Raw genomic sequence first — 25,082 nt, forward strand, 5'->3', positions numbered from 1 at the left:
ATGACTCGACATATTAGAGCTGTCAATGTGCCAACTTAAAATTCGAGTAGACACTCAAGGCCGATAATCCTCCTTAAATTTTATGAAGACATCTGCAGTCTATTTAGGCTGATTAAGCATTTGATGATCGGTTAATTTTTCGCGCGTCAACTCAATTACGTGATCGTTAAATTCTTGTTGAGCTAAAGAATTTTCACGTTGATTATTAATAATCAAACTAATGTAAAACTTAGGCGCATTTTTAAGACGTACTTTAACAAGTGGGGTAACGGGCCCCACTAAAATTTCAGACATGAAAGCGATAAAGTCAGTAGATTGAGCAATCGTCTGTAAGGTTTTGATTTCCTTCGCTGAAATAATATTAGTCTCGGGAATTTTATTTTTGCGTGTCCATTGTTCAAATATTCTTCGATGAGTGTAACCCTCTGATAACGAGATGAAGACACTATTGAGGACTTCTTCCGCACAAACTTCTTCTCGACCAGCTAATGGATGGGTAGGAGATACCCATAGTGAAAAGTCATGGACGGTTATAGGAATTTGGTCAATTACAGGATCATTGAAAAACTCAGTATCATGTCCGATAATCGCTAAAGGCACTTTTTCTTCTTGAACCATTTTATACATCGCATCAGAACTTTCTTCCTCTATCAAACGTAACGACTTTGCTTTATCGCCCACTCCTTCTAACAATTCAGGTAGAAAACGACTCCCTATAGTCGGCAAGTAACCATAATACAAAGTTTCTAAACGTGCATCTTTTATGTTAAGCTGAGTTGTCTCTAGAATATTTAAGACTTCTGTCGTTCCTTTGTAGAGAACTTCTCCAGCTGGAGTCAATCTCATACGACGCAGAGATTTACGACGATCCAATAATTTAGCTTCTAATTCGTCTTCTAACCGTTTGAGCGCCATAGAGATTGATGGTTGAGAGACATAAAAATATTCGGCAGTTGCCGTAAAACTTAAGCTTTCGGCTAAATATTTAAAATAAGTTAAATCCTGTAAATTCATGAGAGGTGCACTCCTTTGTGAATAATTGTTCATAAGCTAAGTGAGTCTAGCGTTTGAGTGTCAAGACACAAGTTGCATATTGATGATGTTAAACTTCTTTGAAAACGTTCTTTTTGTCATGACAGCAATGATTGGGCCCAAAATATGACATTTGTGATTCTGATAACATAAATAAAATATATAACAACTCGTCAGGTTATAAATAATACTTATGATACCATAAATACTCAATATTAAACAGTGTTGAGAATCTGTGCTATTATGCATTTATTGAGAAGCGCTTCAATATTTATTTATCAAACTAAATTTAGATTACTAGGAGAGATATGCGTGAAAATAATCATGCAATTATTTTGGATAATCCTCTTTTCACTATTAGGTGAAATTGTTTCAGTGGCGATTGCGTCATTTTTAGCAATTCCCGGAAGTGTGATTGGGATGGTTCTGTTATTCTTGGCTTTACACTTTAATGTATTGAAATTAAGTCAAGTGGATGAAGTAGGTAGTTGGTTAACGGATAATATGGCTATTTTATTCGTACCAGCAGGTGTTGGTTTAATGACAAACTTTGATGTCTTAGCTGAATCATGGCTGCAATTGATTGTGATTATGTTTGTGACAACCATTTTAATGATGATTTTTGTGGGGAAAATTGTCCAAGCAATTATGAATAAAGATCAAAAGTCAGAAAAGGACGGTGAGTAGTGTGCTAGAAATTTTAATGAGCAGTGCTTACTTGTGGCTGACTTTAACGATTGGACTATATATTTTAGCAGCACAAATTCATAAAAAAATACCAATTCCAATTTTCAATCCACTTTTATTTTCTATTGTTATGGTCATTATCATATTGTTAGTCTCTAACATACCTTATGAAACTTATCAACAAGGCGGTCAGTTAATTGCGATATTCGTGACCCCAGCTACAGTAAGTTTAGCGATTAAGTTAGAGAAGAACTTTATTTATCTACAAAAGAATGTAAAGGCTATTTTAACAGGGATATTCTCAGGTGTGGTATTACATACGATTATGATCACAATCTTTGGATTCCTATTTAACTTTGATACACAAATGGCAGGAACACTGTTTCCTAAATCCATTACAACAGCGATTGCGGTTGGTGTGTCTGAATCATTAGGTGGTTTAGTTTCATTAACAGTAGCTGTTGTAGTATTTACAGGAATTATTGGGGCAGTAGTTGGACCAACTGTTATGAAGTTAACGGGTATTAATGATCCGGTAGCCCAAGGGGTAGCGATGGGATCATCTGCTCACGCGATGGGAACATCTAAAGCAATCGAAATGGGTGAGGTACAAGGTGCCATGGCTAGTTTATCGATCGTTGTGACAGGAATAACAGTGGTTGTTTTAGCACCGGTGGCTCAACCAATCATTCAGATTTTATTTGGTTAATAACACTTATTAATTTATGAAAGGTAGATTTTTAAAATGACAGAAAATAATATATATGCAGCACCAACGACCATTCAAGATATTGAAGTAATTAACACATATGAACTAGAGGATCGTGCACGAGAAGTAATGCCTAAAGGCGGCTTTGGTTATATTTCAGGCGGAGCTGGTGACGAATATACATTACGCCAGAATACAAAAGCTTGGGATGCTAAAGGGATTTTACCACGCGTTTTAGCAGATGTTGAGTTCCCAGATACATCGACTAAAATTTTCGAACATGACATTAAAGTACCTTTTATCATGGCACCAATCGCAGCTCACGGTTTAGCGCATGAAACAAAAGAAGCTGGAACAGCTAAAGGTGTTTCTGAGTTTGGAACAATTATGTCAATTAGTGCTTACTCAGGTGCTAAATTTGAAGAAATTGAAGCGGGCTTAAACGGAAGCCCACGTTGGTTCCAAATTTACATGAGTAAGGATGAAGACTTTAACAAGAACATTATCGATGAAGCTAAAGCTGACGGTGCAACAGCCATCATTTTAACTGCTGATGCGACATTAAGTGGTAACCGTGAAACAGACATACGTAACAAATTTGTATACCCATTCGGTATGCCAATTGTTTCACGTTATTTAACAGGTTCAGGCGAGAACATGTCATTAAACAACATTTACGCACAATCTAAACAAAAAATTGCACCAGAAGATGTTAAATTCTTGAAAGAATACTCTGGTTTACCAGTATTTGTTAAAGGGATTCAATCACCAGATGATGCTTTGTTAGCGATTGGTGCAGGTGCTGATGGTGTTTGGGTATCTAACCACGGTGGACGTCAATTAGACGGTGCTCCTGGTTCATTCGAAACTTTAGAAATGATTTCTAAAGCAGTAGCCGGTCGCGTGCCGATTGTCTTTGACTCAGGTGTACGTCGTGGAGAACATATCTTTAAAGCCTTAGCTAGCGGTGCGGATATTATCGCTTTAGGACGTCCAGTCTTATATGGTTTAGCATTGGGTGGTTGGAAAGGTGTTCGATCAGTATTAGAATACTTCGAAAACGACTTGAAACGTGTCATGCAATTAGCTGGAACACAAACAATTGAAGACGTTAAGAATACAACGCTTTTTGATAACCACAACTAATTAATTTAAAACCACTTGTCAGTGAATGCAAAGCAATTCTGACAAGTGGTTTTTTATAAGATGAATTATAAGTTTAATGGTTTAATGCTGATTTAATAACCTATTTGCTTTGCGTGCAGTGCTGATTTACTAGGCTGAGTTTGCTCTCTAGCCTCGGTAGGGTTGTGAGCGAAACTTGTAGGTAATCGTGCTTGAGTTTTTCAAACTGGCACATGATTCGATGGTAATCATGCTCGAGTTTTTCAAACTGAAACATGATTCGATGGTAATCATGCTCGAGTTTTTTAAACTGAAACATGATTCGATGGTAATCGTGCTCGATTTTTTCAAACTGAAACATGATTCGGAGGTAATCGTGCTCGATTTTTTCAAACTGAAACATGATTCGGAGGTAATCGTGCTCGATTTTTTCAAACTGAAACATGATTCGGTGATAATCGTGCTTGAATTTTTCAAACTGGAACATGATTCGGAGGTAATCGTGCTCGAGTTTTTCAAACTGAAACATGATTCGGAGGTAATCGTGCTCGAGTTTTTCAATCTGAAACATGATTCGGAGGTAATCGTGCTCGAGTTTTTCAAACTGGAACATGATTCGGAGGTAATCGTGCTCGAGTTTTTCAAACTGAAACATGATTCGGAGGTAATCGTGCTCGAGTTTTTCAAACTGGAACATGATTCAGTAGTAATCGTGCGTGAGTTTTTCAAATTGAAACAAGTTTCAGTAGTAATCGTGCGTGAGTTTTTCAAATTGAAACATGATTCGGTGATAATCGTGCTTGAGTTTTTCAAACTGGAACATGATTCGGTGGCATTTGAGACAAAAGTTATGAGTTATGAACTGCATTCATAGCTAGTCGGTATTGCACTTCAATTGTGGCTTGATTGAGAGCAGTTAATTGCGCTATATAAAGCTTTATGTAAAACAATACGGCAGATTAATTTTGGAGAGTTCAAACCAATGTCTCGGAATATATGTCAGAAGAAATTGAACTCCAGAAATTTAAGCATCATATGAAGGTTTATTAAGCCATCCTGTATGCGAAAATCATATTGTTTGTAGATAATTTTTATGAGTACTATAATAAACTTATTAACAATTATATGAATCAAGAAAGAGGCGAAAGTGATGTCAGAAGAAAAATTCGATGCAAAAGTAGATCAAGCGTCAGGTAAAGTTAAAGAAACTGTAGGTAAAGTCACTGGAGACAAGCAAACTGAAGCAGAAGGTAAATCCGAAAATGCTGCAGGCAAAGCTAAAGAAATCTTCGCAGATGCTAAAGAATCTGTAGGGGATGCTTTCAATGATGCGAAAGACAGCGTTGAAGGTGCAGTCGAAGGCCTTAAGAACGCATTCAGTAAAGATGACAAATAATAATTAATAATTTAAACACGCAAGCTCTCTTAAATGGGAGTTTGTTTTTTTACTCTAATATATTATAAGTTTAGCGTTGATTTACCGCGCATTGTACTTCACTCAGCTTATTTTCCAATAAGAGCTAATCTAGCCGAAGGTTTAAGAGAATCGGGTAGAAAAAGAGCTAATCTAGCCGAAGGTTTGATAGAATCGGCTAGAAAAGGAGCTAATCTAGTCGAAGGTTCAAACCCTTCGGCTATAAATCTGTAGTAGCGAGTTTTTTCGTATTATAAAATTTATGTTGGTTTAGCGAGCCTTGTACTTCTCTCAGCTTATTGTTTTTCCCAGGTGGAGGTCGCTTTCAAAGCCTCGTGCTTTTCCAGCTCAATCGGCTAAGTTATAATGCTGAGCTACGTGTAGTATTCCAACAAAAATATCGCTACATTATCTATTTAAAATTTGCTGAATGGAATTTAAAGCCCTCGGACTCGTCCAAGGTTTGCTCATAAAATACGAAGACCTATTTTCAAAATCAGCCTTAAGTTGGTTTTTAGTTAATTTATTTAAGGTAAAATTTAAGAGAATGAGGTGATAAGATGGAAACAGTAGTCAAATTAAGGCAGAAAAGTGTGGGAATTAGTTTTGCTGGAGGCGGAGCTAAAAGCTTCGCTGAATTAGCAACGTATGAAGTGTTACTTGCAAAAAAGATTAAAGTATCTGCTGTAACTGGGACGTCGATGGGGTCCTTTTTAGCTGCGGGCGTGGCATATGGCATGAAGCCAGAAGAGCTTGAAACATTAATATTAGCAACCGACAAAGCACTTGCAGAGAGTGAATTATTTAAAAAACGTCCTGTATGGTTAACTTTATTGGCAGCTAATCAATCTAACGGCTTAGTGATGCCGAATCGATTAGCAGAAACAGTGGCCTCTTTACATCCATTATATCAGGGCATGATGTTATCTGAGCTTTCAATGCCCATAGCCATTCCGACGGTAGATATTATTAGTGGCAAGATTGTCGTTTTTACCAATAATCGGTCATATTTTGCACAGGGGTTAAATGAGCAAGCTTGGGAATTTTACGACGGCGATATTACAGTTTTAGAAGCTTGTTTGGCTTCGAGTGCTTATCCATTGATGATTCAGCCGATGTTAATTGGGGATTACCAACTAGTTGATGGAGGCGTATTAATGAATTCTCCGGTTGATTTATTTGATCGCCAACAAACAGAATATGTCATATCGCTGGGGATTAAGCGTAAGTCGTATGAAGAGCCTGCGCTTAAGTCTAATGAAGTTGCTATGCGGGCTATGAATTTTCTGATGTCACAACAAATTGACCGTTCAATAAGTTCAGCAGATGTGGTTGTACAATTTGAAGTCGATGCGACAACCTTTGAATTTGGTAATGCGAAAGAAATTATTATGGCAGGTCGTCAGTATATGTTAGGCCGAACCATTGATTGGGGCGACTTGTACGAACGTGAAGTCATTGAATCTGCTCGTCAAGAAGTTAAATCAGATGAATGGACTGCGATTAAAAATCGATTTAAGCAATGGTTTGTCGGCAAGCAAACGAAATCAACTAAGAAATAATGAAAAAGCATTCGAATCACTTGTTAAATAAGACAAGTCTACGAATGCTTTTTTGAATTAGTTAATACTTCTATATACTTGAGACGAACGATGAATGGTTGCTCCAAAGGGGAATAGAGCCAATTGAGCAAACTTAAAAAACTGACGACCGAATGGAATACCGATAATGGTTACACAGAGTATAACACCAATGATAAAGTGAAAAATTGCTAATTCAATTCCACCTAAGAGTAACCAAAGGATATTCAGTAGAAGTGATCCGGTACTCCCACCACTGTCTACGATTTTTCCAAATGGAGACAGACTTAAACGTGCCATTTTGAAACATTGTAAACCTACAGGTAAACCGATAATTGTAATGGACCATAATAGACCGATAAAGAACCATGCAGCAGCACTGAATAAACCACCACAAATTAACCAAATTAAGTTACCTAATAAACTCATTGTGTTTACCCCTCCTTTTCACTTAATACTATCATTATAGATAATATCATTGCTCAAGATAACGGTCTTAAGGAGTAGATAAACATTTTAGTTGTAATATTAGACCATGAAAGTGCTAAAACGAGATAATTTAAAGCAGTATTTTGGAAGGGGAAATACTTGAAATGATAGACTGTGAATGTTATATTGACTTATCGAATGATAAGGAAGGTGGAATGATGGAACGGAAAAAGTGTGAACAATTATGGGCGGCGAATAAGTACTTAGTGTTGAGCAAATCTCAAAAAATTTACTTAGCCATTCGGCAATATTTGAAAAGTGAGTCAGTCGAATTGATCGTTTTGGAGCAGTGGATTCAAGAAGCGATGTCCTTAGAGGAACGCCCCGAAGAAGTAGTGAACGCTTATCAACACATCTGGAGTTATTTCAGAAAAGTGGCTCAACCGAATGAGAAAAATGAGTTCCTATCTTTGCTTGAACGTTACCAACAGTCCAAGGTAACTAAAGAGAAGGTATTGATGTATTTAAACGATTTGCTAGAGAAGTATCCTAATCGTTACTTGGAGCAATCAACTATATTTAAATTAATGAATGATGGAGATGAGTAAATATGAGATTGTGGCATGAAGATATGATTCAATTTTTGCCAACACCACAATTATTGGGGCAGCACCGTGAGTGCTGTGCTCTAAGAGGAAATGGCTGGGGTCGTAAGCATTCGACTGTAAATTATGTGTTTGATTATTCACCTTATAAATTATTTCAATATCATCAATTGATTATGGATGAAATGAAACGTCGCAATTATAAAGTGACAACGGATTGGTTAGATGGGCATTATCGTGGTATGAAATGCGAACCTTACGAAAAGCTTGACACTGTACCGCCTTCTTCGCCAATTTATCCGGAGCATGATGATAGATACTTGCAGGAATGTGTGGATAATCTGGCGGAAAAAGGAATATACTTCGATGGATTGCTGTAAACGAAGATAAAAAGTCTATTTTTGTGCATTTATGCAATGAATAATATAATAGCCGTCATAATGTATTATGATAAGAGTGAATCTTCGGATTCGACTATCGGAAATGTTTCATTGAGATAAACGTGTAAAGTTGGATACTTGAATAAGTAGACATGTTTAGTTGTTCATTTCTTTTTAATTGAAATTTTGCATAGAATTTCAATTAGAAAACAAACCCCTTAATTTGTCGATAGAAAATTTTGCTCTCTGACCCCGCTCATGCCAACTTGAGTGGGGTCTATTTGGGTTGTTTTTTTAAAATTAAAGCTCAATGAATTTATTTCACAAGGAAAACAATGAAAGAAGTAATTTCAATATCGTTTTATAACACTGACAAAATAAGGTTTCAAACGCATTTAACCAAAACTTTGCCAATCTGGTTATCGAAAATAGACATAAAATGAATTATACAAAAACAAGTTTGTGATTAATAATACACATAGAGATTGTTCAGTGATGAGCAATTAAAAGTGGAAATAAGAAAGGGAGTTTTATTATGTCAATTTGTCAATTATTAGGAATCGAATATCCAATTTTTCAAGGAGCAATGGCTCGTATAGCAACGCATAAAATTGCTGGTCCAGTTTCAGAAGCAGGTGGCTTAGGAATTATCGGTGGCGGCGGAATGTCTGGAGATGACTTACGTGAAGAAATTCGTTTAGTTCGTGAATTTACAGACAAGCCATTCGGCGTAAACTTAATGTTGCAAATGCCAAACTGTGACGAATTAGTAGACGTTATTATAGAAGAGAAAGTACCCGTTGTGACAACTGGAGCAGGAAGTCCAGCTCGTTATATTCCAGCTTTGAAAGCAGCCGGCGTTAAAATAATTCCTGTTGTTGCTTCTGTTCGTCACGCAGTTAAAATGGAAAGTTTAGGCGTAGATGCAGTCGTTGCCGAAGGACAAGAAGCCGGTGGACATATTGGTTCAACTTCTACAATGGCTTTATTACCACAAGTTGTGGATGCAGTAAAAATTCCAGTACTTGGTGCAGGTGGTGTAGGTGACGGACGTTCAGTCGCAGCAATGTACGCTTTAGGTGCACAAGGTATTCAAGTAGGAACATTATTCTTAATGGCTGGAGAATGTCCAATTCCAGCTTCTTACCAACAAAGAATTATGGATGCAAATGATACAGATACAATTGTTACAGGACGCAAAGCTAAAGATCCTGTCCGTTCTTTATCAAATACAATGTTAAGAAAACTTGCTGAATTAGAAGAAGCAAATGCACCGCATGAAGAATTAGAAAAATTAACAGTTGGTTCATTATCTAGAGCTGTTTATGATGGTAACATGGAAACTGGTTCAGCGATGGCTGGTGAAATTGCTGGCTTATTAAAAGAAGTTCTTCCAGCAAAAGTATTAATTGAACGCCTATTTTCAGAGGCAGAAGCAGTTGCTAAGCAATTAACAATTAAATATTAAGTTTAAGTCAGTAAATGCTGAGCAATCATTTCGATATCAGCGGACATGTACATTTCTAACGATTCTAATCGTTTTAAATAAACATAGTAACGTTCGCCAGCCATCGTAATGCGCATTTCTCTGGGTAGTCTTTCGAACAATGGAGTGCCCACTTCATCTTCGGTTTGTTTGAGTAATTTACTTAGATAAGGCTGTGAAACATATAATTTTTCAGCAGCGGCGGTCATATTGCCTTCATCAAGGATTGCTTGAAACATATCTAAACGGTTCAATAGGCTCATATAGATAGACTCCTTTTAAATTTAATTATAACTCTAAAGTTATCGATAGTTGTTATTTTAATTATAGGTCGATAAGTTAAACCAGTTAAGAAAGCGCTAACGTTTAATGATATAAGCGAAAGGTTATATAAAAATACTTAATACAGAATTTTTAATTCGCTTTCTTTATTAATAGTCAGCGTAGCTCCGCCGATTGCCTTTTGTACCGCTTGGGTAAAACAAGTTACTGAGTTACGCATAGTATCGCTGTATTATCGAGCAAAAACGGCTAAAAGTAAATTAAATGGACTCGGATTCGTCCAAGGATTTCTGGTTGAAATTGGCTTGTGTCTGTTGATTGACCTATAATATATAAGTAGATGCGTTGGTAAAGAAAGGGTGGTAAGAATGGACTTATTAACAGTTAGTCATGAGTTAGAAACTCTAAGCAAAGAGCGCTTGAAGAAAATGTATATCGCTAATGGTGCGCATGAACCGGTTTTTGGTTGTGCGACGGGTGCTATGAAACCATTGTCTAAGCAAATCAAGAAAAATCAGCCCTTAGCGGAGGAATTATATGCGACTGGTAATTATGACTTAATGTATTTTGCGGGGGTGATAGCAGATGCAGAAGCGATGACTGAGGCGGATTTTGATCGTTGGATGGATCAAGCCTACTTCTATATGCTATCTGATTTTGTTGTGGCAGTGACTTTGTCTGAATCACCGATTGCGCAATCTGTCGCTGATAAATGGATTGCTTCTGGGGAAGAGCTGCGAGTTTCAGCTGGCTATAGTTGTTATTGTTGGTTATTGGGACGTTTAAAAGATGACCAATTTGATACGGAAAAATTATCACTCATGTTAGATGAAGTAGCGAAGGGGATTCATGCAGCTCCGGAACGTGCAAAAGCTTCAATGAATAATTTTGTCTATACGGTAGGGCTATCTTATAAGCCATTACATGATAGAGCGTTAAAAATTGCGAATGAAATTGGGGAAGTGACTGTTCTGAGAGGTAAGAAAAAGCCGCAGATTTTAGATGCTTATGCGAGTATTCAAAAGGAAGTTGAACGTGGAAGAGTAGGGTTTAAACGACGTTATGTAAGGTGTTAATCGATAGAAAAGTTCGCAACTCCAACAAAAACACGAATGATGTTTAGGTTTGAGTTGTTTTAAATTATTAAATTAAATACATACAGCTGTTCACACAGGAGAAAAATGTGTGATCTGTGTCATAAAAACTAACATTCGATGGGAATGTTGGTTTGACGATACCGCGGTTAACCGATAAACTTTTTATATACAAATATTATATAAAAAGGTAGTGGCATAATTTGATAGCATTTATGGGTTATAGTTTAATTATTGTTTTTATGATGTTGATTATGATGAAAAAGACATCCCCATTTGCCGGTTTAGCATTTCTACCAGTGATATGGGCGGTAGTCGGTCAGTTAGTTGGTTTATGGGAGTTTGACATTGGTCAAGCAGCATTGGATGGCCTGATGACCACCGCTAAAACGGGAATTATGTTATTCTTTGCGATTTACATGTTCTCTCTCATGATTGATGCTGGTTTATTTGATCCCTTATCTAACTTAATGATTCGTTATGCGAAAGGTGATCCCTTAAAAGTTATGCTGGCGACGGTCGCTTTGTCTGCAGGAGTCTCTTTAAACGGCGATGGCACAACGACCATGATTATTGTGTGTACGGCTTTCATTCCGATTTATAAGCACTTAAATATGAAAATGTTGGATTTAGCCGTCTTAACCATGACCTCTCATTCAATCATTAATTTACTGCCTTGGGGTGGACCTACTGCAAGAGCGATTGCGGTAATGGGGGTGAATGAATCAGATGTGATGCGTGGTTTAGTTCCGATGATGGTTGTTGCTTTGATTTATCTGTTTGTTGTGGCTTATATAATGGGACGAAAAGAACGACAACGTTTAGGTGTGATTAAGTTAAGTAGTCAAGAATTAGACAGCATTATGGAGATTACAGATCCAGAAGTATTAGAAATTCGTCGTCCGCAAAATGTTTGGATTAATGCGCTAATTGCGTTAACGGCCATTGGATTATTGGTTTGGGGCGGCATTCCATCAGCCATCATCTTTATGATTGGAACGGTTTTAACATTATTAATTAATTATCCTAGTGTTAAAGAACAGAAAGCACGTATTGATGGCAATGCAGCTGAAGCCAATCAAGTTGTGATGACTGTTTTTGCGGCAGGTGTATTTATGGGGATTTTACAAGCATCAGGTATGAGTGATGCGATTGCACATAGTTTATTAAATATTATTCCAGCTAGTTGGAGTCATTTCTATGGTTTAATTGTGGCGCTTTTATCCGTTCCAGGTACCTATTTTTTAAACAACGACGCTTTCTATTATGGCGTAATGCCCGTATTGGCTGAAGCTGGGGTTACGTCTGGTTTCACACCGCTACAATTAACATTTGCTTCCTTAATGGGACAAGCTTTCCATTTATTAAGCCCATTAGTGCCTTTTGTGTACGTCTTGCTTGGGATGACTGACGTTGAAATGGGACCATGGCAAAAGAAAGCGGGTTTAATTTCAATCGGCATCTTCTTGATGTACGTAATTGTAGGAGCAGTGTTAGGCTTAATGCCGATATACTTAAGTTAACGGTGATCAATGGAGGAGAGTGAAAAATGCGAGTAACAATGATTCCAGGAGATGGAATAGGTAGAGAAATAGCTCAAGCGATGATGCAAGTTGTTGATGCTAGTGGCGCAAAAATCGAGTGGGAAATTGTGCATGCCGGTGAAACGGTGCTGCAAGAAACAGGGGAATTAGTACCGCAAGCTGTCTATGATAGTCTTGAACGCAATCAAATTGCGATAAAAGGCCCGATCACCACACCCATCGGTCAAGGTTATCGTAGTGTAAACGTAGCACTAAGAAAGAAATATGATCTATATGCGAATGTGCGACCAATCCGTTCGGTTGGTCAAACACCATCTTTATTCGAAGGCTTAGATTTAGTGTTGTTCCGAGAGAATACGGAAGATTTATATGCTGGTCTTGAAAAGAAAATTTCAGATGATGAAATGCATAGTATTAAAGTGATTACTCGTTCAGCATCTGAGCGAATTGTTAAACAAGCGTTTGATTTTGCGGTGAGTCATCAGCGTCGTAGAGTGACGGTGGTGACAAAGGCCAATATAATGAAGCTAACTGACGGGCTATTTCTAGAAGTGGCCAGAGAAGTTGCTAAAGCATACCCAACGATTGAATTTACTGAAATTTTGGTCGACAATATGGCCATGCAATTAGTCATTAACCCTCAACAGTTTGATGTCATCGTAACGGAGAATTTATATGGCGATATTTTGTCAGATTTAATGGCGGGTTTAGTCGGCGGCTTAGGCATTATTCCAGGCGCTAATTTAGGACGGAATATGGCTATATTTGAAGCGGTGCATGGCTCGGCGCCTGATATTGCTGGTAAAGACTTAGCCAATCCAACAGCCTTAATTTTAAGTGCCTGCCTCATGTTAGAGCATTTGAATGAGTCCGAAGCTGCTAGTCGTATTCGACAAGCGCTCGATCAAGTCTTGAGTCATCCGGATAATTTTACGCGCGATTTAGGCGGCCACATCGGTACCACAGCCTTTACAAACTTAATCTTAGCTGCCATGCAGTAAAAATCCATCAAATGAAATACCACGAGCTCTCTTGAACAAACTGTTTGGGGGAGCTTTTTGAGCATGCTGTATGTTGAAGCATATTTTGGCCAAATGATGATTAGGCTATTATTTAGGTTGTGCCAAGTCGCTTAATAAATCATGGTTCAGAATATGGTAGCCATTGGTTTGCTTTTCTAGAACCTCTTGGGTGCATAGTTTATTGAGAATTCTAAAGACATGACGGTAACTAATACCAATTGAAGCCGCAACGTCTGTTAGCACATCACGAAATAGGTTATTGTGGGCAGAGCTTAGAATATAGGCACATAATCTTTGCTCGCCGCTATTCAAAGAAAGCGCAACAAGATTATCTGCATTGTCTTTAACTTTATCCGCTAAACTACTTGCGACTTTTTGTAAGAAGATTACATTACGGTGAAGTTCTTTAGCGCATAAAGCGTAACGGATGCCAATACAGTTGACTTCTGATATCGCGATAGCCGTTGAATGCGCATTGGCCTGCATCTGCACTAATTCGATTTCTCCAATAATGCCTTCTGAAGCATAATAACCTAGAATATGTTGTTCACCATTTGTGCCCGTTCGATAAATTTTAGCACGACCTTCCACCACTAAGAAAAACCAATTAAGTGCTTGTCCTTCTTCAGAGAGTAACTCTCCAGGTTTAAAATGAACTGCTTGAATGGAATCACCGCCAAGATGTTGAAGATTATAGCTAGCTAATGCTTCAATATGTTGGCTAGTAATGGGGATTTTATTCATGAACGTCACCTCCTATCTACTATTATAATATGAAGCGTTGAAAAGACCATGACATATGTCCTATTAATAATCGTAAACACTTGTTATGATCGTGTTAAGGAGGTGCTGTATGTACCAATCGCTCGCATTTGTAACAGGTATTATTCTGGCTGTCATGATTTCAGTCAACGGAGGATTATCTGGCTATTATGGCGTATTTCCAGCGACAGTAATCATTCATTTAGTGGGGACAATATTTTCATTATTCTTCACACTTAAGCAATACGGCTGGATTAAATTAACAGGTTTTAAACCAGTTTGGATCTATTTAGGAGGCGCCATCGGTGTCTTTACGGTAGTCTTTAACAACTTGGCTTTTAGCAAACTAAGTGTCACGAACATTATTGCTTTGGCTTTATTCGGACAAACAATTACTGCGCTTATTTTTGATCATTTTGGGCTACTAGGTATGAAGAAAATTCCGTTTAAGAAAACGTCTCTATTAGGTTTAAGTTTTTCACTCTTTGGTATTTGGCAATTGTTAGATACTTCCGTCTCAGGTGCAATTTTAGCTGTTTTATATGCGGTTACATCGGGAGTAACAGTTGTCCTGTCGCGATCCGTAAATACTCAATTATCTGAAAAAATAGGAGCAATGCATGGAGCCTTAGTGAATCATGTCGTTGGTTTAATTGTATCTATCCTAATTTTATTCTTTGTAAACATTGAAACAGTTCCTTTTAAATTAAATAATCCATTAATGTATTTCGGCGGGGTGCTAGGTGTAGTGGTCGTTTATCTTTCAAATATCGTTGTGCCCAAAGTTTCATCATTCAACCTCACCATCTTAAGTTTCGTTGGTCAAGTTCTAATGGGGCTTGCTTTGGATTTAATATTAACACAGACATACTCTGTTCCCGCTCTAAAAGCCGCGCTCATCATTGCAACAGGTATCTTGCTAACAATGCTGACAGAGAAAGTGTCGATCAAAAGAACTAACAAAATTTAGCCAAAATACTAACTAAAAACCTGTGAAGGAAGTGTGATACATCAAGCAAAATCCCACTGTTTCCCATCATATTCTTACTTTTTAGCCCTGTGATTAAAATGATAGAAGTGTATAATGAAGAGAAAGTGTGGAAAGGGTGAGTCGTTTGAGATTTCTAAAAAGCAAAGATACATGGATATCCATTCTTATGGTAATAATTGGAACCTTTTTATATGCCTTAACCGTTAATGCGGTAGTCATTCCCAATACATTGGGTGAAGGCGGGGCGACAGGTATGACCTTGATGATTTTTTATTGGCTAGGCTGGAATCCAGCGATAGTCAGTTTTGTCTTGAATGCGATATTGCTCGTGATTGGCTGGCGACATTTAGAGAAACGTCAAATTATGTACACAATTGTGTCAATGTTCGTGATGTCGGTGGCGTTAGAATATACGACTGGTTTTAGTTTTGTTTCCGACAATACAGTAGTTGCGGCAGTCGCGGGTGGTGTGCTAAGTGGATTAGCTATCGGGATTGTATCACTAGGTGGTGGGACAACCGGCGGAACGGAAATCATTGCTTGGATTATGAAAAAGTATCTCGGCATCGGTGTTTCAGCTGGGTTGTTGTTAATCGATTTCTTGGTAGTCGCGCCGTTAACCGTTCAAATTGGGCTAGAAAAAGCGATTCTGACTTTGATTATGTTATATGTCATGTCTAAAGTTTTGAACTTTATAATCGAAGGCTTTAATCCTAAAAAATCTATCACAATCATCTCGAAACAACATGAAGCAATTGCGGCAGCTATTCAAGAAAAAGTTGACCGTGGGATTACGATACTGGATGGAAAAGGCTATTATTCGAGAGAGGCCCACCAAATTTTGTATATTGTGATTAATCGACACCAGCTTATTAACGTTCAGAATATTATTTATGAGCTCGATCCAAAGGCTTTTGTGATTATTACGGATGTGCAACAGGTCATTGGTGAGGGGTTTACCTTCTATTTAAGCGATGAAGATGTAGTTCAAAGACCATAGAAATTAATGAGCTCCTGCATGCCGAAAGGTGTGGAGGGCTTTTTTTGTCCTCTGCTCAGTGTGTCAGTTTGCCAAGGCGGTGGTCGATTTCAAAGCCATCACTAGCGTTCTGTCTTTTCCAGCTCAATCGGCTAGGCTCTAACTAATTCGCTGCGCTCAAAATCAGAGCAAGCTACGCCGATTGCCCTTTCTACCGCTTTAGGCAACTGACACACTGAGCTACGTCTTTGGTGATTGGTGTTGGTAGTTGAGCAAATTGTCGGTAGTTTTTACTCCGCTCATTGTATCGGTTTTCCAAGACGGTGGTCGCTTCGTTAATAGTTTACTCAATTGGATCAATTTACTACTTTGTATACAACAAAGACAAATTTATATGGGCGAACTTTTGGAAAATTGGAATAAAATAAGATTCTTAATAAAAATTTAACAAATTAATTTTATGGTTAAAAATCAAAAAGGCCACATTACATAAAATAATCAAAATATTCCTTAAAATTCAAAAAGATGACTCAACATTAAAAATGAATGAAATTTGTAATAATGACTTATTATGATGAAATAAGCGTTTTGAAGCCACTGAAAAAAAGTATGGTGCTTTAAAGTATTCAAAACATGTTAGATAATGTAACAAAACAGGTTAAGAAGACAAAGGAGTCAAAAATGAGTTTTTTATAAATTATATAAGATAACATTAAATAAAAATGAAAAATAAACTAGATTTTACTCATTAACTCTGATAATCTTCAATCAAGGAAATAAATTCCTTTTGGAAGGATGTGAATAAATGATTCATATGGAAAACGTCAATAAATATTTTGGCGATCACCATGTATTGCAGAATGTCTCGTTGGATATTGAAGAAGGAGAAAAAGTTGTAATTATCGGCCCCTCGGGTTCTGGTAAAAGTACATTAATTCGCTGTATGAACCGCTTAGAAGATATTTCGAGTGGGACAGCGCGTGTGAATGGTTTTGATTTAACGGACAAGAAAGTCCCCATTCTGAAGGTGCGACAGAAGGTTGCGATGGTTTTTCAGAATTTCAATTTATACTCACATAAGACAATTTTAGAAAATGTCATACTTGCTCCTATCAATGTTTTGAAGGTTAAAAAGGAAGATGCCATTAAAACTGGAATGGAATATTTGAAAAAAGTAGGGATTGAAGACAAAGCGAATGCTTACCCATCACAATTGTCGGGTGGTCAGCAACAAAGAGTTGCGATTGCACGTGCCTTAAATATGCACCCAGAAGTGATACTGTTTGACGAACCTACGTCAGCATTGGATCCAGAAACAATTCAGGAAGTGTTAGATGTTATGACAAAACTATCTGAGTTGAATATTACCATGGTGGTTGTCACTCACGAAATGGGCTTCGCTCGAAGAGTGGCTGACCGAGTGATTTTTATGGATCAGGGGACAATTGTTGAACAAGGCCCACCTGAAGAATTTTTCACCCAAACACAAAATCAACGAGCAAAAGATTTCTTAAGTAAAATCATTGCTCATTAATAAAACAAACTAAAATGCTAACGTTAAAGGAGAAATATTATATGAAAACATGGAAAAAATTACTAACAGTTTTATCTGCTACTGCCTTAACAAGTCTAGTTGCCTTGGCACCTGCAACAGCCTTAGCTGAAGATGCTTTGCCAGCACAAGTACAAGCGATTAAAGATGCTGGTGTGTTAAAAGTTGGTGTTAAAGAAGATGTACCAGGTTTTGGTTATTTTAGTCCAGATACGAATGAACACGAAGGATTTGAAATTGATTTAGCACGTAAAATTGCGGAAGAAATTACAGGAAGCGCGGATAATATTGAATTTACAGGTGTTACAGCTAAGACTCGTGGACCATTATTAGATAACGGAGAAGTTGACATGATTATTGCTACGTTCACGATAACTGAAGAACGAAAAGAAACGTATAACTTTACAGATCCATACTATACTGATGAAGTTGGCTTCTTAGTTAAATCTGATGCTGGTTATTCAGATTTAGCAAGTTTAGCAGGTAAAAATATTGGGGTTTCTCAAACATCTACAACACAAGCTAAAATTGAAGAAGAAGGTGCTAAAGATGACTTAACATTCAACTTCAGTGAATATGCTACTTATCCAGAATTAAAAGCAGCTTTAACAGCTAATCGTATTGATGCGTTTGCAGTTGATAAGTCTATCTTGGCTGGTTATGTTGACGATCAAACATCAATCTTAGAGTTTGGTTTTGCGCCACAAGAATACGGTGTTACAACTAAATTAGATAATACAGAGTTGAATGACTATTTAAATGATTTATTAGATAAATGGGAAGAAGACGGTACATTAGCTGATATGAAAGCTACACACGGTTTAGAATAACCCATTATCACAATATTAAGACCCGAGGAGGAAAAACACATGTCATTTGTGGCAACTATCTCGTGGTTAGAAGAAGGACCTTTTGCATTAAGAAGATGGGCAGCACTTATGGAAGATCTGCCCCTTTTCTTTGAATCGTTTCTTTATACTATTGGGCTCGCAATTGGAGCCCTCATTTTAGCGTTTACGTTAGGAACATTTTTAGGTATTCTTTCTAGTTCACGTCATGTATTAATTAGAATTATTACACGCATTTATGTAGAATTTTTCCAGAATACGCCATTGTTAATCCAAGTATTCTTTGTTTATTATGGCTTACCTATGGTAGGGATAATCTGGGATACTTATACAATCGGTATACTCTGTGTGGGAGTTTATACGAGTGCTTATATTGCAGAAGTTATTCGCTCAGGAATTCAATCAATTCCTAAAGGGCAGTTAGAAGCAGGTTATTCACAAGGCTTTACATATTGGGGAGCAATGCGTCATATTATCTTGCCTCAGACTTTCCGAATTATTCTGCCGCCACTGACGAATCAGGTAGTGAACCTAATCAAGAACACTTCAACTGTAGCGATTATTTCGGGTGCAGATATTATGTTCCGAGCCAACAGCTGGTCATCGCAAAATCTTCATTACGTGCCAGCTTTTGCATTTGCGGCTCTTTTATACTTTATTCTCTGCTTCCCATTGACGTTTTTGGCGAACCATTTGGAAGAAAAGAATAGTAAAGCTTATGCACGTTAGAAAGGGGGAGTCAGTATGACATTTCAAGAACAAACGGCACAAATATTTACCTATAACAACATGAAGTTTCTGATGGATGGACTCGGCTTAACCCTTTATATATCGTTAATATCGATTGGTTTAAGCACACTATTTGGCACGGTATTAGCAATTTGGCGCGCTAGATCGAAGAGTATTCTACGATGGATTGCGATTATTTACATTGAGTTTGTCAGAAACGTTCCAAATATATTGTGGATTTTCGTTATTTTTTTAATTTTTAAATTGAAGTCGGTGGAAGCGGGAATAGTTAGTTTTACCGTTTTTACGACTGCAGCAATGGCTGAAATTATAAGAGGTGGTTTAATCAGTGTGAATGCCGGAGAAATTGAGGCAGCAGAATCACAAGGATTAACTAACTTACAAATCTTGTGGCACATTATTCTGCCTCAAGCTTTCCGAAACATGTTACCATCGATTATTTCACAATTTGTGACCGTAATTAAAGATACGAGTTTCCTTTATTCGGTCCTAGCGCTACAAGAATTACTAGGTAAAGCGAACATTTTAATGGGGCGTTACTCAACAACCGAGCAAGTCTTTTTATTATATGGCCTGTTAGCGATGATCTATTTCGTCGTTAACTTCTCGATTTCATCTTTCTCACGTCATTTAGAGAAATCATGGATATATACAAAGTAAAGATAGTAATCCTTCCAGTAAAGTGGGAGGTTTTTTTGCAGCCAAAATATAACAAAAAACCTCAGCACGAATGCTGAGGTGTTAAAGTTTAGTTAAAATTAAGCTTTGTTAACGTTAACTGCTTGAGGTCCACGGTTACCTTGTTCTACTTCGAAAGTAACTGCTTGGCCTTCTTCTAAAGTTTTGAAACCATCTGTTTGGATAGCTGAGAAGTGTACGAATACATCGTCAGCGCCTTCGCGTTCGATAAATCCAAAACCTTTGTCTGCGTTAAACCATTTAACTGTACCGTTATTCATAATGAAATTCCTCCATGTGCTTTTGCACGTAATATTTGTAATACATCGTTCCAAAACTGTAAGAGGGAATTTTATCATGATATGAATAAAAGCCAATTTAATTTTGTTAACAAATTTACTACAATGTATACTATACACTTTTTTAGATATTAAGTAAAGTGATTAAGTGAACTTAATGGAAACTTACGTTCTTTCATTCATGGATAAAACTATTTGTCGTCAATCGGAGTAATATCTTTTCCAACATTGAAATAGTTATTTATACTATCGATGACATAAGTTTCTAAAGTGGTATAACTGTTCTTTTTAGGAAACGCTGCAACCACGTCCCAGTTGATTGTATTCTCAATCGGTCGTTCAACAATGACTTCACCCCTAATAAAATCCATGACTGGGCGAGGGAGAATGGTAACAAAATCATTGGTCTTAACGGCTTCGATGAAGAAATCCCAAGATTTTGAATGAATAACATGGCGTTGGTGGCTATTATGCATATTAAATTTTGTATTAAGTAGATGATGAATCATAAAAGACTCGTCAAACATAATAATTTTGTGGGGTCTAAAATCTTGCCAAGATATTTTATCTTTTTCGGCTAAAGGATGATTTTGATGCATATAAGCCCTCAATTGATCATGATGTAAGTGGACTTCATTAAACACACTTTTATTGAGTGAGTTAGGTTTTAACAGAATGGCAATATCGACTTGTCCCAACAATAGTTGTTTTTCCAGTTCAAAGGCCCCTGCCTCAACCATTATAAATCTAACATTAGGATTTTTAGTCATTAGTTGTAACATCACGTCTGAGAATAAAAGGCTTAAAATAAGTGGAGGTACACCAATGCGAATGGTTCCACCATAAAAAGACGAAAGCTCACGTATGCTACTCATCATATTCTCGTGTTGTTCAACTAATTCGGCACCTTTTGCGTATAGCAGTTCTCCAACAGGAGTTAAGCTTTTCAAGCGTCCGTTTTGTCTTACAAACAGATCGACTCTTTCAACATTTTCAAAATTTAATACAAAGCGACTTAAAGCTGGTTGCGAAATGTGCAATTTTTGGGCAGTAGTCGACAAATTGAAGTCATTTTCGACAATTGCGACAAAGTATCTAAGTTGGGAAATTTCCAAAGAACTCACTCCTAATTTTTATATGAATGAAAACGTATAGCTAATCGGGACTAATTATAACACATGGTTATAAGCGGGTATAATTTTTTTATTGTGGTATCTATAAAATCTATGATTTAAACTGATAATATCAGTCCTTAGTTTGAAAGGTTTAAATTATTATAGGAACTAAGGTATAATGATGTGAGTTTTTATAAATAAAATTTGTAAAGAGGGGGGGGCACTATGACAGAAGTAGTAATTGTTGCGGCTAAAAGAACGCCAATAGGTGTTTATGGAGGCGCTCTAAAAGATGTCAGTGCAGTAGAATTGGGGAAAATTGCTGTAAAAGGTGCCATGGACAGTATCAATTTGGATCCAAGTTTAGTTGATGAATTAGTGTTCGGTAATGTACTGAGTGCAGGATTAGGACAAAACGTAGCGAGACAAGTTGCGATTGCAGCGGGTATTCCGAATACACAACCTTCTTACTCAGTAAACAAATTATGTGGTTCTGGTTTAAAAACAGTAGCATTAGCCGCTCAAAGTATTCTGGCTGGAGACAACGAAGTGGTCATTGCGGGCGGAACTGAGAATATGAGTTCTGCAGCATATGTAATGCCAGGCGCGCGTTGGGGCTTGCGTATGGGAAATGGCGAAGTAGTTGATACGTTATTGCGCGATGGTTTGTGGGATGCATTTAGTAACGACCACATGGGAGTTACTGCAGAAAACATTGTTGAAAAGTATAACTTAACGCGTGAAGCTCAAGATGAGTTAGCCGTTTCTAGTCAAAATAAAGCAGAAGCAGCCGTAACAAGTGCCCGTTTTAAAGATGAAATCATTCCAGTTGAAGTGCCGCAACGTCGTGGAGATGCATTGGTAGTTGATACAGATGAAGGTCCAAGATTTGGTGCAACAATGGAATCAATGGGTAAATTGAGAGCTGTCTTTAAAAATGACGGTGGTTCAGTGACTGCGGGGAATGCTTCAGGAATTAACGATGGCGCGGCTGCGGTTATCTTAATGTCTAAAGAAAAAGCAGAAGCATTAGGTTTAACGCCATTAGCAACCATTAAAGCATATGCAACGGCAGGTGTTGACCCTCAAATCATGGGGACTGGACCAATACCAGCTACTCAAAAAGTTTTAGCTAAAGCAGGTTTAAGCATTGATGATATTGACTTGATTGAAGCTAACGAAGCATTTGCGGCACAAGCTTTATGTGTACTACAAGACTTAGAAGTTGATATGGAAAAAGTCAATGTTAACGGTGGCGCAATTGCGTTAGGACATCCAATCGGTGCTTCTGGTGCACGTGTTTTAGTTACCTTATTACACGAAATGCAAAAACGAGATTCTAAACGCGGGTTAGCAACTCTATGTATTGGTGGCGGTCAAGGTATCTCTATGGTAGTGGAAAGATAATAAGTTATTAATAATTGTTTCTAATTAAGCTACCGATAATAAAAATATTACACACAAAACAACTTTAAATAATAATTACACAATATACGATTTAATAATTTTCCCAATTAGAACAAGCAAAGTACCTCCATACGCTTTGCTTGGAAACCAGTTGGGATTTTTTTATATAAGGGTTAATAATTTTTATGTTGATTTACCTAGCTTTATGCTACGCTCAACTTATTGTTTTCTAAGGCGTGGCCGTTTTCAAAGCCTCACTGACATTCATGCTTTTCCAGCTCAATTGGCTAGGCTCTATCTATGAGCCTAGCGAAGTAGATAGAGCAAGCTACACCGATTTCACTTTGTACCGCTAAGGAAAACAAATCGCTGAACTACGTTAAGTATTCCAACAAAAGTAAAGCGATATAATCTAGTTAAAACTGCTAAATGAGATTTAAAGCCCGAGGCTTTCTTAACGGAAATGTTAAATATAATATATGACCTTCTAAAAACTATTGATAAAGATTTAGATTATTAATATAATAGTAGATAAGGTAGGTGAATGACGGTTCACCTCTGGTGAGAGTTTGCTTAAGAATTGAGTTACAATATGTTGGGTTTTATATTTAGTATTGCTAGGTATTTTTTTACAAAACAAAGAAAACGCTATCATTAAACGGTAGGTTATTATCAATTAGAAAATGAAGCAGGAGGAATATAATGAAAGAAGTAGTCATTGTTGCAGCACAAAGAACGCCCATCGGAGCATTCGGTGGGGTGTTTAAAGATGTTAATGCGATTGAATTAGGTAAAGTAGCGGTAAAAGGTGCACTTGAAAGTATTGGACTAAATCCTAAAGAAGTGGATGAACTTGTTTTTGGGAATGTACTGGGAGCTGGGTTAGGTCAGAATGTAGCGAGACAAGTAGCTGTTGGAGCAGGTATACCAATTGAGAAGCCATCGTTTACGATTAATAAGGTATGCGGGTCAGGTTTGAAAACAGTTGCGCTAGCGGCTCAAAGTATTCGTGCCGGTGATGCAGAGGTTGTAGTTGCAGGTGGAACTGAGAATATGTCTGATGCTGCATTTGTAATGCCGGGTGCACGTTGGGGCTTGCGTATGGGAAATGGTCAAGTAATTGACACAATGTTGAAGGATGGTTTAACAGATGCATTTGCTAACTATCATATGGGGGTAACAGCTGAAAATATTGTGGAGAAGTACGGTTTAACGCGAGAAGAACAAGATGAATTAGCAACAGCTTCTCAGAATAAAGCAGAAGCGGCAGTCACAAGTGGGCGTTTCAAAGAAGAAATTGTTGCGGTGCCTGTTCCTCAAAGAAGAGGTGAACCAATTTTAGTTGATACGGATGAATATCCACGTTTCGGTGCGACACAAGAGAGTTTAGCTAAGCTAAGACCTGCATTTAAACGAGACGGAGGTTCAGTAACAGCAGCGAATTCTTCAGGAATTAACGACGGTGCTGCAGCCTTGGTTTTAATGTCAAAAGAAAAAGCAGAATCATTAGGCTTAACTCCGCTGGCTAAAATCAAGTCATATGCAAGTGCTGGTGTAGACCCAGCGATCATGGGGACGGGTCCAATTCCAGCAACGCGTATCGCATTGGAAAAAGCTGGCTTAACTGTTAATGATATCGATTTAGTTGAGGCAAACGAAGCTTTTGCAGCTCAGGCATTGTGTGTATTAAAAGATTTAGAAATTGAAATGGATAAAGTGAATGTTAACGGTGGAGCCATCGCCTTAGGTCACCCAATTGGTGCTTCTGGTGCAAGAATTCTCGTAACTTTATTACATGAAATGAAGAAACGTGATGCTCGACACGGATTAGCTACACTATGTATCGGTGGTGGGCAAGGAATTTCAATGATTGTAGAAAGATAATAGAGTCCAACTTATTTTGTTGACGAAATTTGAATTCTGCACGTGAATCGAATTATTTTTGACCGTAAAAAATTCAGCACCATAGCTAATTGTTATCGCTTACAAAGTTAATCACTATAGCTTTATGTGTCGAAATCTATTTGCTTTGGAATATTTTATGGTATACTATATATATCGTGAGAGCTTTCTCATGGGAAATTAATTAAAAAATATTTAAATTAATGGTTGGGCAGTATGCTTCAAGGATCAGTTCTTCAAGGGGTGAGGAGAACATATGTTGAAGTGTAGTGCTAGGCGCACTTCATGGATGGAGTGTGCCTTTTTTTTATAATTTAAATTAGCTAACTGCTATCTAGCCATTAAAACATGCATTAACTGGAGGGGTGTAGAGAAAATGAGTGTTCAGCGATATCAATAGGTATCATTTG

Annotated in this window: 26 protein-coding genes; 20 read left to right on the forward strand and 6 right to left on the reverse strand. The window is 37.5% G+C overall.

Annotated features, from left to right (window positions below; translation table 11 throughout):
• Window positions 1–99: 99 nt before the first annotated feature.
• Entirely contained in the window at window positions 100–1,014 is a 915-nt protein-coding gene (locus GF867_RS01230) for a LysR family transcriptional regulator (protein WP_172973922.1), read from the reverse strand.
• A gap of 330 nt (window positions 1,015–1,344) precedes the next feature.
• Here GF867_RS01230 and GF867_RS01235 point away from each other — a divergent pair, with 330 nt between their 5' ends.
• From GF867_RS01235 to GF867_RS01260, 6 genes are all read left to right on the forward strand, one after another.
• Window positions 1,345–1,719 (forward strand): CidA/LrgA family protein, encoded by a 375-nt coding sequence (locus tag GF867_RS01235; RefSeq protein ID WP_366927713.1) that lies wholly within the window; start codon window positions 1,345–1,347, stop codon window positions 1,717–1,719.
• A gap of 1 nt (window position 1,720) precedes the next feature.
• Window positions 1,721–2,428 carry an LrgB family protein gene (locus GF867_RS01240; protein WP_366927714.1) on the forward strand — a complete coding sequence of 236 codons (708 nt, stop codon included), beginning with the start codon at window positions 1,721–1,723 and terminating at the stop codon, window positions 2,426–2,428.
• A gap of 36 nt (window positions 2,429–2,464) precedes the next feature.
• Window positions 2,465–3,574, forward strand: coding sequence for a lactate oxidase (locus GF867_RS01245; protein WP_153831302.1), 1,110 nt, complete (start codon window positions 2,465–2,467; stop codon window positions 3,572–3,574).
• A 187-nt stretch (window positions 3,575–3,761) separates the two neighbouring features.
• Entirely contained in the window at window positions 3,762–4,427 is a 666-nt protein-coding gene (locus GF867_RS01250; RefSeq protein ID WP_153831303.1) for a hypothetical protein, read from the forward strand.
• Between the two features lie 276 nt (window positions 4,428–4,703).
• Entirely contained in the window at window positions 4,704–4,949 is a 246-nt protein-coding gene (locus tag GF867_RS01255) for a CsbD family protein (RefSeq protein WP_153831304.1), read from the forward strand.
• Between the two features lie 578 nt (window positions 4,950–5,527).
• Window positions 5,528–6,529 carry a patatin-like phospholipase family protein gene (locus GF867_RS01260; protein ID WP_153831305.1) on the forward strand — a complete coding sequence of 334 codons (1,002 nt, stop codon included), beginning with the start codon at window positions 5,528–5,530 and terminating at the stop codon, window positions 6,527–6,529.
• Between the two features lie 57 nt (window positions 6,530–6,586).
• Here the strand turns inward: GF867_RS01260 and GF867_RS01265 are convergent, their stop codons facing one another.
• A complete protein-coding gene (locus GF867_RS01265) occupies window positions 6,587–6,976 on the reverse strand; it encodes a YccF domain-containing protein (RefSeq protein WP_153831306.1) in 390 nt (129 codons plus the stop codon).
• Window positions 6,977–7,194: 218 nt separating this feature from the next.
• Between GF867_RS01265 and GF867_RS01270 the strand changes: the two genes are divergently transcribed.
• From GF867_RS01270 to GF867_RS01280, 3 genes are all read left to right on the forward strand, one after another.
• Complete coding sequence (locus GF867_RS01270) at window positions 7,195–7,584, forward strand: YbgA family protein (protein WP_216650248.1); 390 nt, start codon at window positions 7,195–7,197, stop codon at window positions 7,582–7,584.
• A gap of 2 nt (window positions 7,585–7,586) precedes the next feature.
• The gene (locus GF867_RS01275; RefSeq protein WP_153831307.1) at window positions 7,587–7,961 is read left to right on the forward strand and encodes a TIGR02328 family protein; all 375 of its coding nucleotides are present in this window, start codon (window positions 7,587–7,589) and stop codon (window positions 7,959–7,961) included.
• 535 nt (window positions 7,962–8,496) lie between these two features.
• Window positions 8,497–9,429 (forward strand): nitronate monooxygenase, encoded by a 933-nt coding sequence (locus GF867_RS01280; protein WP_153831308.1) that lies wholly within the window; start codon window positions 8,497–8,499, stop codon window positions 9,427–9,429.
• Between the two features lie 2 nt (window positions 9,430–9,431).
• Here GF867_RS01280 and GF867_RS01285 read toward each other — a convergent pair whose 3' ends face one another.
• Complete coding sequence (locus GF867_RS01285) at window positions 9,432–9,710, reverse strand: LysR family transcriptional regulator (protein WP_153831309.1); 279 nt, start codon at window positions 9,708–9,710, stop codon at window positions 9,432–9,434.
• Window positions 9,711–10,097: 387 nt separating this feature from the next.
• Here GF867_RS01285 and GF867_RS01290 point away from each other — a divergent pair, with 387 nt between their 5' ends.
• From GF867_RS01290 to GF867_RS01300, 3 genes are all read left to right on the forward strand, one after another.
• Window positions 10,098–10,805, forward strand: coding sequence for a DNA alkylation repair protein (locus GF867_RS01290; protein WP_153831310.1), 708 nt, complete (start codon window positions 10,098–10,100; stop codon window positions 10,803–10,805).
• A 233-nt stretch (window positions 10,806–11,038) separates the two neighbouring features.
• Window positions 11,039–12,346, forward strand: a complete 1,308-nt coding sequence (locus GF867_RS01295; RefSeq protein WP_172973930.1) for a CitMHS family transporter — start codon at window positions 11,039–11,041, stop codon at window positions 12,344–12,346.
• A gap of 26 nt (window positions 12,347–12,372) precedes the next feature.
• The gene (locus GF867_RS01300; protein WP_153831312.1) at window positions 12,373–13,368 is read left to right on the forward strand and encodes an isocitrate/isopropylmalate dehydrogenase family protein; all 996 of its coding nucleotides are present in this window, start codon (window positions 12,373–12,375) and stop codon (window positions 13,366–13,368) included.
• Between the two features lie 108 nt (window positions 13,369–13,476).
• On the opposite strand, the gene GF867_RS01305 is transcribed toward GF867_RS01300, so the two are convergent.
• Complete coding sequence (locus tag GF867_RS01305) at window positions 13,477–14,133, reverse strand: cyclic nucleotide-binding domain-containing protein (RefSeq protein ID WP_153831313.1); 657 nt, start codon at window positions 14,131–14,133, stop codon at window positions 13,477–13,479.
• 109 nt (window positions 14,134–14,242) lie between these two features.
• Here GF867_RS01305 and GF867_RS01310 point away from each other — a divergent pair, with 109 nt between their 5' ends.
• The 6 genes from GF867_RS01310 to GF867_RS01335 all read left to right on the forward strand — a co-directional run bounded on the left by GF867_RS01310 (window position 14,243) and on the right by GF867_RS01335 (window position 19,931).
• Complete coding sequence (locus GF867_RS01310) at window positions 14,243–15,121, forward strand: DMT family transporter (protein WP_172973923.1); 879 nt, start codon at window positions 14,243–14,245, stop codon at window positions 15,119–15,121.
• Between the two features lie 187 nt (window positions 15,122–15,308).
• A complete protein-coding gene (locus GF867_RS01315; protein WP_253940687.1) occupies window positions 15,309–16,142 on the forward strand; it encodes a YitT family protein in 834 nt (277 codons plus the stop codon).
• Between the two features lie 784 nt (window positions 16,143–16,926).
• Window positions 16,927–17,655, forward strand: a complete 729-nt coding sequence (locus GF867_RS01320) for an amino acid ABC transporter ATP-binding protein (protein ID WP_153831316.1) — start codon at window positions 16,927–16,929, stop codon at window positions 17,653–17,655.
• A gap of 41 nt (window positions 17,656–17,696) precedes the next feature.
• Window positions 17,697–18,503 carry a transporter substrate-binding domain-containing protein gene (locus tag GF867_RS01325; protein ID WP_153831317.1) on the forward strand — a complete coding sequence of 269 codons (807 nt, stop codon included), beginning with the start codon at window positions 17,697–17,699 and terminating at the stop codon, window positions 18,501–18,503.
• A gap of 39 nt (window positions 18,504–18,542) precedes the next feature.
• A complete protein-coding gene (locus GF867_RS01330; RefSeq protein WP_153831318.1) occupies window positions 18,543–19,250 on the forward strand; it encodes an amino acid ABC transporter permease in 708 nt (235 codons plus the stop codon).
• Between the two features lie 15 nt (window positions 19,251–19,265).
• Window positions 19,266–19,931 (forward strand): amino acid ABC transporter permease, encoded by a 666-nt coding sequence (locus GF867_RS01335; RefSeq protein ID WP_153831319.1) that lies wholly within the window; start codon window positions 19,266–19,268, stop codon window positions 19,929–19,931.
• Between the two features lie 98 nt (window positions 19,932–20,029).
• Here the strand turns inward: GF867_RS01335 and GF867_RS01340 are convergent, their stop codons facing one another.
• Together GF867_RS01340 and GF867_RS01345 are read right to left on the reverse strand one after the other, a co-directional pair.
• Window positions 20,030–20,230: a cold-shock protein gene (locus tag GF867_RS01340; protein WP_153831320.1), complete on the reverse strand. Its 201-nt coding sequence runs from the start codon at window positions 20,228–20,230 to the stop codon at window positions 20,030–20,032.
• 209 nt (window positions 20,231–20,439) lie between these two features.
• Complete coding sequence (locus GF867_RS01345; RefSeq protein WP_153831321.1) at window positions 20,440–21,363, reverse strand: LysR family transcriptional regulator; 924 nt, start codon at window positions 21,361–21,363, stop codon at window positions 20,440–20,442.
• Window positions 21,364–21,588: 225 nt separating this feature from the next.
• Between GF867_RS01345 and GF867_RS01350 the strand changes: the two genes are divergently transcribed.
• Both GF867_RS01350 and GF867_RS01355 read left to right on the forward strand, forming a co-directional pair.
• Window positions 21,589–22,770, forward strand: a complete 1,182-nt coding sequence (locus GF867_RS01350; RefSeq protein ID WP_153831322.1) for an acetyl-CoA C-acetyltransferase — start codon at window positions 21,589–21,591, stop codon at window positions 22,768–22,770.
• A 702-nt stretch (window positions 22,771–23,472) separates the two neighbouring features.
• Complete coding sequence (locus GF867_RS01355) at window positions 23,473–24,654, forward strand: acetyl-CoA C-acetyltransferase (RefSeq protein ID WP_153831323.1); 1,182 nt, start codon at window positions 23,473–23,475, stop codon at window positions 24,652–24,654.
• Window positions 24,655–25,082: the final 428 nt, after the last annotated feature.

Source organism: Fundicoccus ignavus, assembly GCF_009659375.1.
Classification (GTDB): domain Bacteria; phylum Bacillota; class Bacilli; order Lactobacillales; family Aerococcaceae; genus Fundicoccus; species Fundicoccus ignavus.

Coding starts and splice junctions, on each gene's coding strand:
- GF867_RS01230 (WP_172973922.1), bottom strand. CDS start 1,014: ATGAATTTACAGGATTTAACTTATTTTAAATATTTAGCCGAAAGCTTA.
- GF867_RS01245 (WP_153831302.1), top strand. CDS start 2,465: ATGACAGAAAATAATATATATGCAGCACCAACGACCATTCAAGATATT.
- GF867_RS01255 (WP_153831304.1), top strand. CDS start 4,704: ATGTCAGAAGAAAAATTCGATGCAAAAGTAGATCAAGCGTCAGGTAAA.
- GF867_RS01260 (WP_153831305.1), top strand. CDS start 5,528: ATGGAAACAGTAGTCAAATTAAGGCAGAAAAGTGTGGGAATTAGTTTT.
- GF867_RS01265 (WP_153831306.1), bottom strand. CDS start 6,976: ATGAGTTTATTAGGTAACTTAATTTGGTTAATTTGTGGTGGTTTATTC.
- GF867_RS01270 (WP_216650248.1), top strand. CDS start 7,195: ATGGAACGGAAAAAGTGTGAACAATTATGGGCGGCGAATAAGTACTTA.
- GF867_RS01275 (WP_153831307.1), top strand. CDS start 7,587: ATGAGATTGTGGCATGAAGATATGATTCAATTTTTGCCAACACCACAA.
- GF867_RS01280 (WP_153831308.1), top strand. CDS start 8,497: ATGTCAATTTGTCAATTATTAGGAATCGAATATCCAATTTTTCAAGGA.
- GF867_RS01285 (WP_153831309.1), bottom strand. CDS start 9,710: ATGAGCCTATTGAACCGTTTAGATATGTTTCAAGCAATCCTTGATGAA.
- GF867_RS01290 (WP_153831310.1), top strand. CDS start 10,098: ATGGACTTATTAACAGTTAGTCATGAGTTAGAAACTCTAAGCAAAGAG.
- GF867_RS01295 (WP_172973930.1), top strand. CDS start 11,039: ATGGGTTATAGTTTAATTATTGTTTTTATGATGTTGATTATGATGAAA.
- GF867_RS01300 (WP_153831312.1), top strand. CDS start 12,373: ATGCGAGTAACAATGATTCCAGGAGATGGAATAGGTAGAGAAATAGCT.
- GF867_RS01305 (WP_153831313.1), bottom strand. CDS start 14,133: ATGAATAAAATCCCCATTACTAGCCAACATATTGAAGCATTAGCTAGC.
- GF867_RS01310 (WP_172973923.1), top strand. CDS start 14,243: ATGTACCAATCGCTCGCATTTGTAACAGGTATTATTCTGGCTGTCATG.
- GF867_RS01315 (WP_253940687.1), top strand. CDS start 15,309: ATGGTAATAATTGGAACCTTTTTATATGCCTTAACCGTTAATGCGGTA.
- GF867_RS01320 (WP_153831316.1), top strand. CDS start 16,927: ATGATTCATATGGAAAACGTCAATAAATATTTTGGCGATCACCATGTA.
- GF867_RS01325 (WP_153831317.1), top strand. CDS start 17,697: ATGAAAACATGGAAAAAATTACTAACAGTTTTATCTGCTACTGCCTTA.
- GF867_RS01330 (WP_153831318.1), top strand. CDS start 18,543: ATGTCATTTGTGGCAACTATCTCGTGGTTAGAAGAAGGACCTTTTGCA.
- GF867_RS01335 (WP_153831319.1), top strand. CDS start 19,266: ATGACATTTCAAGAACAAACGGCACAAATATTTACCTATAACAACATG.
- GF867_RS01340 (WP_153831320.1), bottom strand. CDS start 20,230: ATGAATAACGGTACAGTTAAATGGTTTAACGCAGACAAAGGTTTTGGA.
- GF867_RS01350 (WP_153831322.1), top strand. CDS start 21,589: ATGACAGAAGTAGTAATTGTTGCGGCTAAAAGAACGCCAATAGGTGTT.
- GF867_RS01355 (WP_153831323.1), top strand. CDS start 23,473: ATGAAAGAAGTAGTCATTGTTGCAGCACAAAGAACGCCCATCGGAGCA.